The following is a 6,925-nucleotide window of genomic DNA, read 5'->3' on the forward strand; positions in this document are numbered from 1 at the left end:
TCGCCCCGGGGGCGGGGCTCCTACATGGGGGGATTAGAAACCGCCAGTGCCGCCTGTGGGGGTGGGGTCCACCACGGTGTCGGTGGCTGTGTTGATGTCTGCCACCAGTGCGGGCGGCAACGTCACGCCGTCACCTTGGACCAAGGCGTCAATGGCTTTGTCCAACAAGTCGCCACTGCTGGGTGAGCTGACTGTAGCCGCTACGTAATCGACTTGACCCAACAAATCGGTGGTCAGGCTCAACGGCGCAATGGGGGTAGGCAAGGCGGCCAGGGCTTCGTTGATTTGCACAATCACGGCGGTGACGGCAGAGGTCAAATCACTGTTGCTGGGCACAAAAGAGCCACCTGTGACCAATGCTGCTGGAGATCCAGCGCCTTTGGCTGCGACGATGGAGTTAACAATGGCATTACTGAAAGGCGTGACGTTGGCCACTGCAGTGCCTGAGGTGGTTTGAGGCGAAATGGAGCGAAGCACCACTGAACCTTTGGTCACAGTGATCAAGCAAGGGCCTTGGCCGTTTTGAACGGTCACGCTGTAAGAACCATTGGCCAAGGTTGTGGCCGTGCCCGTGCCAGAGACGCACTGAACCACAACGCTGCCGCCGTCGATGGCCAGACCGGTGGCTGCCACACCGCGAAGCGTGAGCGGCACAGTGGCACTGTCCCCCCCGCACGCCACCAAAGTGAGTGCACCCGCGCAGATGGCCAAGAGGCCCAGCTTTTTGTTGACTGCTTTCATGAGAAAACTCCTTCTTTGGTGAAAAGTGGTTAAAGGAAACGGAAATAAAACTTCATGCTCAAGACATCACGCATAGTTGGTGCGTGTGGGCTTGAGCAGCAAAAAGGCCAGGGGCGAGCACCAGTGAAAGCGCACCAAACGGGCATACAGGCTCACATAGCCCAACATGAACACCAGGCTCATGCTGGCACCCCAGACGATGCTGTCATGCACGGCGTAGGCCACCACAATGGCGGGCAAAGACATGAGTGCCAACAACAAGCCAGCAGCAGGGTTGCTCAAACTGGGTCTGATATGCAGGCGACTACGCACCACGCGGCGCATGATGAGGTTGTGCAGGTGCAGCCGGTCTGGGTGACCAATGTGGGTGCGACGCAGTTTCCGGCGGTAAATGCTGAACAACACTTCGGTCACAGGATGAATGCACACCAGCAAGGGGGCAAAGGCGGTGATTTCGGGATCGCGCTCGATGAGCATGACGCAGGCCCAAGCCAAGGCAAAACCGCCAAAATAACTGCCACCGTCGCCCAAGAACAATTTGCCCCAAGGCCAGTTGACCAACCAAAAGCCCAAGAATGACGCGGCCAATGCAAAGCAGGCCACCGTCAAGCCCATGTCTTGCGAATCGAAGGCAATGGCGCCGATGCCCATGAGGGCCAGCGTGACAAAACCACTGGCCAGACCGTTGTAGCCGTCAATGATGTTGATGCCGTTGGCCACACCGCCAATGGCGAAAGCGGTGAACAGCACCGAGACAAAGGTGATGCTGAGCAAGGGGTTGAGGAAGGGGATGTCCACCGAGGTGAGCGACACCCCCGTGAGCCACCAGCCCAAAATGCCCGACGCAAAAGTAGCCAGCAGGCGGGGCATGACACCGATTTTTTTGGTCAAGTCTTCGGCCAGCCCGAATACAAATGCAGGGAACCCGGCCAAGAGCAACGGGCCAAGAATGGCTTGTGTTTGTGGATCGGCCAAAGCCCATGCCGCAATCAAACCGACAACGATGGCGACGCCACCGATGCGCGGTGTGGCGGTGCGGTGCGCTTTTTGGATGCCATGCGTTTCATCATTGCTGTAGCGGCCATGGATTTTTTGGGTCAAGACCAAAAAAACCGCCGACAGCAATGAAGCCACGAACGCCGTGCTGACGATGCAGAGGGTGTTGCTTGTGGTCATGGTTGGTGGGTTTGGCAGGGTGCCTGCATTTTGTGGGAGCCCCGCCCTCGGGGCGATGGGTGGTGGTCTGCGAGGCTTTTCGCGACGAGGGCGTCGCTCCTACAGGGTGATTGCCTTTGTGGGAGCGATTGTTGGTGGTCTGCGAGGCTTATCGCGACGGGGGCGTCGCTCCTACAGGGGGGTTGCCTTTGTGGGAGCCCCGCCCTCGGGGCGATTCTTTGTGGTCTGCGAGGCTTATCGCGACAGGGGCGTCGCTCCTACAGGGGGAATTCAGGTTTTCGGTTTGTCTTGGCCGTAGTTGTACGACTGGTAACGGTAGCCGTAGCGCTTGTATTTGTAGCCGTAGCCATAACCGTAGCCATAGCCGTAACGGCGTTTGGAGATGTCCAGGCCGTTGAAGATGATGCCTTTGACCGATTCGCCCGATTGCGCAATGCGTTTGACGGCTTCTTGCACTTCGCCCAGTGACGAGACGTCGGCGCGGACCACCAGGAAGGTGGTGCCGGCCATGGGGGCCAAGATGGCGGTGTCGGACACGGCCAACACGGGAGGGCTGTCAACCAACACCAGGTCGTATTGCTCTGACAAGCTCCTGAACAGCGCTTGTGTGGCGGGCGACATCAGCAGCTCGGCCGGGTTGGGGGGCATGGTGCCGGTGGTGATGAAGTCCAGACCCGGGGCCACGTTGCGGTGCAGCACTTTGTCCAACACTTGTGTACCCGTGATGAGTTCGGACAAGCCCAAACCGCGTGACAAACCAAAGAACTGGTTGATGTGGCCTTTGCGCATGTCGGCGTCGATCAGCAGCACGCGTTGGCCCGCTGCGGACAGCACGGCTGCAAAGTTGGCCGCGGTGAAGGACTTGCCAATGTTGGGCGTGGGGCCGGTGATCAACACGATGTTGTTGGGGGCCTCGAGCATGGCAAATTGCAAGGCGGTGCGCAGGCTGCGCAGGCTTTCGATGGCCGCTTCGTTGGGGCGCAGGGTGGCCAGCAAGTGGCTGCCAGGCTTTTTGGCCATGGTGTCGATGTCGAGCTGTTGCTGCGCTGCAGACAGGGGCACGGTGGCAAAGACGTTCAGGCCCAGGCGGTGTTCAAGTTCTTCGGCGTTTTTGATGCCGGGGCGCAGGCTGTTGCGCAAAAAGGCCAGGCCCAAACCGGCCAAGAGGCCCAACAATGCCGAGATGCCCACAATGGACGAGCGCTTGGGTTTGATGGCGCTTTCAGGGGCCACGGCTTTGTCGATGATGCGCACATTGCCGACCTTGCCTTCTTTGACCAAACCCAGTTGTTGGGCGCTGTTGAGCAAGTTGGTGTAGAGGGCACTGTCGACCTTGACGTCACGCGTCAGGCGCAGCAGGTCTTGCTCGATGGTGGGGAGCTTTTTGACTTTCTTTTCGGCTTCACGCAGTTCGGTTTTGATGTCACGGATGCTGATGTCCACGGCTTCCACACTGGGGTGCTTGGCGGTGTAGCGCAGTTCGAGTTCTTTGCGTTTGCTTTGCTGCTCGAACAACTTGACTTTGAGGCTCACCACTTGAGAGAGATAGGCATTGGCTTCGGTGTCGAGGTCGAAGGTGCCTTGCTGCGTGCGGAACTGGTTGAAGCTGGCTTCGGACTGTTCGAGTTGTTTTTTGAGCTGAGGCAGTTGTGTGTTCAAAAACTCAAGCGACTTTTTGGCTTCTGCCGCTTTGCGTTCGGTGTTTTGACGCACGTACAGGTTGCCCACTTCATTCAGGATTTGGGCAATGCGATCGGGGTTGGCACCTTCAAGGGTGACGCGCAAGACGCCCGATTGGCGGCCTTGCTCGGTGATTTTCATTTGGTTTTGCAGCTGCTGGGTCACGCCCAGCAAAGAGCTGCGAGACACAAAAAACTCTGCGCCAGGCTTGCCCACCAATTTGGCGATCAGCAGTTCACCCGAATGGCCTTGGTAGCTGAAGGTCAGTGGCTTGCCAACCACCCCTTCGCCCAGTTTGGTGCCCGCCTCCGTGACCAGTTCGTAGCCGGTGTCGGTCACCAGCACAGTGAACCGGATGCCCAGAAGCGGTGTGGGAAGGTCAAAACGGGCCACGCGCAGGCTTTCGTTGCCGCGCACATAACCTTTGAAGCCTGCAAAGCTGGGGTTAGACGGCTCGGTGGCACTGCGTGACAGCCATGAGCCGATGTAGGGCACGTATTTGGGCGTGACCGACAAGTCGAGTTGCAGGTTGCTGGCGGCTTGGCCGACCACCAGGCGCGAGCGCAAGATTTCGATTTCGGCGCTGGCTGGCGATTTGACGTCGAACAGGGCGCTGTTTTCGCCCATGAGTGCACCCAGTGAGTTGCCTTTGGTGTCTTCGACTTGGATGAGCGAGTTGGCTTCGTAAATGGGTGTGGTGGTCAGTGCATAACCAGCGCCGATGGCCAAGACGATGGTGGTGACGATGGCAATGAGGTAGCGCTGATCGATCAGCACGTCCAGCATGTCGAGCAGGTTGATGCCGTCGTCTTCATCGACCATGGGCGATGCGGGTTGCGCTGTCAGTTGCGCACTCGGGTTAGGAAGATTCATGGTCAGTTCAATTTTTTGATGCGTGGCAGCCAGAGGGCAACGCCTTGTGCGATGCCTTGGTAGGCCGTGTCAAATGCTTCGCTGGATTGGCGATAGGGGTCGGCAATGTCAAATTGCCCATACAGGCCCAGGCGAAACACTTTGCCGCGCACTTGCGGGTAGAGCTGTTCGAGTTGGGTTTTGTGCTCTTGTTCCATCACCAATATCAGCTCGGCTTGTTGGCACATGACGCTGGTGACTTGCTGCGCCCGGTGGGCTTGCAATTCGAGCCCTTGCTCTTTGGCCACGCGAATGACTTCGGGGTCGGCCGGGTAGCCGACCATGGCGCTCAGGCCCGCTGATCGGACGTGGTGCTCGGGCAGTTCACGCGCCAACAAGGCTTGGGCCAAGGGGCTGCGGCAAATGTTGCCCACGCACAGGGTCAGGATGTGCCGCATGCCTTCAGTTGCCTGTCACGATGCGGGTGGTGGTGACAGCTTGTGCGCTGGGCAGGACCAGGCTGATCACACGGTTCCATCGGACAAGGGGCACGGGGTCGACATAAATCACGTCGCGTGCTTGAAGTTCAAACCCGGCAGACAGGGCATAGGCCAGGGGTGATTTGGCGTTGAGGTGGTACAGCTCGGGTTGCTCGGGGTTGGCCGTGCGCACCACAAAGATTTGACGCGGGTCGGCCGAGTTGGGGTTGATGCCACCGGCTTCGCTGAGGGCCTCGTTCAGGGTAAGGCGACCGTTGCGCAGTGACTGGGTGCTGGGGCGCAGCACTTCGCCCAGCACAAACACTTTGGCGTCTTCGCGACCCAGCACGCGCACGAGGTCGTCGTGGCGCAGCAAGATGTTGGAGGGGTTGATGCCTTTTTCAATGAGCTGCGGCAGGTTGACGGTGGCGGTTTTGCCATTGCGTGTGACGGCAATGGCGGCACGGTCGGCCGTGGCGGTGAAGCCCCCTGCCCTGCCAATGACTTCGGTCAGGGTCATGGGCATGTCGTTGATCGGCATGGTGCCCGGGGTGCGCACTTCACCGTCGATGTGAATGCGGCCACTGCGAAACGCTTGCACCCGCAAGGTTACTTGAGGTGCCTTGATGTATTCGGACAGCCGCGAAACCAAGAGGTCGCGGGCTTGGTATTCGGTGAGTCCGGCCAGTTTGAGCGTGCCCACATAGGGGAACTGGATCAGGCCGTCGGGGCTGATGTTGAAACCGGTGTTGGCCGCGTCACCGCCGCCTTGGGTGCCAGTGGTGGTTTGTGAAAACTCGGGGTGGCCCCAAACCATGATGCTGATGACGTCGCCAGCACCAATGAGGTAGGGCTTGGGTTTGTCAAAGAGTTGTTTGACGGGCTCGGGAATGTCGTTGGATTGACTGGCGCGTTGTTGGCGCAACAACTCGGGGGTGATGCTGAGGAGCGAGCCAGGCGGTGGCGCGTCGGCAGGGTCAAAGGCCGCGTTGAGCCATTCGGGGCCTGCACTGTTGGTGCCTGTGTAAAACCCAGGCGCGTAAGCACAGCCACCCAATGCGGCTGCGGCCAACAGGGGCATGGCCCGAAGGAATAACTGTTTCATGAGGCGCAAGCTTGAAGAGGGCTTGTGGTTTGTACGTAGGCCATTGGGGGGTTTTGAATGGCGAACAACACTTTGAGAGGGTTTCGAGTCATTGAAAAGTATTCACAAATACTCAAAAAACCATGGCTACCGCAGTACCGTCAAAGTTTGAGGCACATTTCAGACATTCAATGTTAAAAACAATAAATCTGTGAGGGTTAGTATATTTGAGAATCATTGCAAGACGGTGAAAGTAACAATTTACACATAGTTTACTTTGTTGTGACTTGTGTTGAATAATATTGATAATTTTGTAGATATTTATAGTTATTGAGCTATAAATAATTCATTTAAATTTTTTTGTGCCCAAATGTAAAAATTTCACAGAGTTGCGGCGTTGCTTGAACGGTTCAAAGTGGAATAACGATTGATGAAATTTGTAAAAGTTGATCGTTATGTTGGGTGTTGAAGGGTGTGCCAACGCACACACCGGCCATTGGATTTAGCCCCTTGTAGGAGCCCCGCCCCCGGGGCGATTGGTTTTTGCCCCTTGTAGGAGCCCCGCCCCCGGGGCGATTGGTTTTTTCCCGTTGTGGGAGCCCCGCCCCCGGGGCGATTGGTTTTTTCCCGTTGTGGGAGCCCCGCCCCCGGGGCGATTGGTTTTTCCCCCTTGATAGGGGTAGGAAAGGCCAAGGCCTCCCCTCCCTCCGAACCGTGCGTGCAGTTTTCCCGCACACGGCTCTCCAGTCAGTGGTTTCCTCATCGGGATTGGCTCGCTTGCATTCGGGCCTGCGTCATGGTGAACAGCCCCAACTGCGCGAAGTACTCGTTTGGCCAGCGTTTGTGATCAACTTGGCTCTTCCCCATCCCCGGGCTCTTTTGCTGCTTGCGCAGCATCGCCCTCAACCTCCTG

General features: G+C 57.8%; 5 protein-coding genes. All 5 read right to left on the reverse strand.

Annotated features, from left to right (window positions below):
* Window positions 1-33: 33 nt before the first annotated feature.
* Window positions 34-741 (reverse strand): hypothetical protein, encoded by a 708-nt coding sequence (locus AMM41_RS11620; RefSeq protein WP_089957992.1) that lies wholly within the window; start codon window positions 739-741, stop codon window positions 34-36.
* Window positions 742-807: 66 nt separating this feature from the next.
* On the reverse strand, window positions 808-1,917 hold the full coding sequence (locus AMM41_RS11625; protein WP_089957995.1) for an MraY family glycosyltransferase: 1,110 nt from the start codon (window positions 1,915-1,917) through the stop codon (window positions 808-810).
* Window positions 1,918-2,187: 270 nt separating this feature from the next.
* A complete protein-coding gene (locus tag AMM41_RS11630; protein ID WP_089957999.1) occupies window positions 2,188-4,470 on the reverse strand; it encodes a polysaccharide biosynthesis tyrosine autokinase in 2,283 nt (760 codons plus the stop codon).
* A 2-nt stretch (window positions 4,471-4,472) separates the two neighbouring features.
* On the reverse strand, window positions 4,473-4,907 hold the full coding sequence (locus AMM41_RS11635; RefSeq protein WP_089958003.1) for a low molecular weight protein-tyrosine-phosphatase: 435 nt from the start codon (window positions 4,905-4,907) through the stop codon (window positions 4,473-4,475).
* 4 nt (window positions 4,908-4,911) lie between these two features.
* Window positions 4,912-6,033, reverse strand: a complete 1,122-nt coding sequence (locus AMM41_RS11640; RefSeq protein WP_194944755.1) for a polysaccharide biosynthesis/export family protein — start codon at window positions 6,031-6,033, stop codon at window positions 4,912-4,914.
* Window positions 6,034-6,925 lie beyond the last annotated feature (892 nt).

Origin of the sequence: Limnohabitans sp. 2KL-3 (assembly GCF_001269405.1) — a bacterium.
Taxonomy (GTDB): Bacteria; Pseudomonadota; Gammaproteobacteria; order Burkholderiales; family Burkholderiaceae_C; genus Limnohabitans_A.

Bases quoted from the DNA above. Each gene is read 5' to 3' on its own strand.
- AMM41_RS11620 (WP_089957992.1), bottom strand. From the start codon at position 741: ATGAAAGCAGTCAACAAAAAGCTGGGCCTCTTGGCCATCTGCGCGGGT.
- AMM41_RS11625 (WP_089957995.1), bottom strand. From the start codon at position 1,917: ATGACCACAAGCAACACCCTCTGCATCGTCAGCACGGCGTTCGTGGCT.
- AMM41_RS11630 (WP_089957999.1), bottom strand. From the start codon at position 4,470: ATGAATCTTCCTAACCCGAGTGCGCAACTGACAGCGCAACCCGCATCG.
- AMM41_RS11635 (WP_089958003.1), bottom strand. From the start codon at position 4,907: ATGCGGCACATCCTGACCCTGTGCGTGGGCAACATTTGCCGCAGCCCC.
- AMM41_RS11640 (WP_194944755.1), bottom strand. From the start codon at position 6,033: ATGAAACAGTTATTCCTTCGGGCCATGCCCCTGTTGGCCGCAGCCGCA.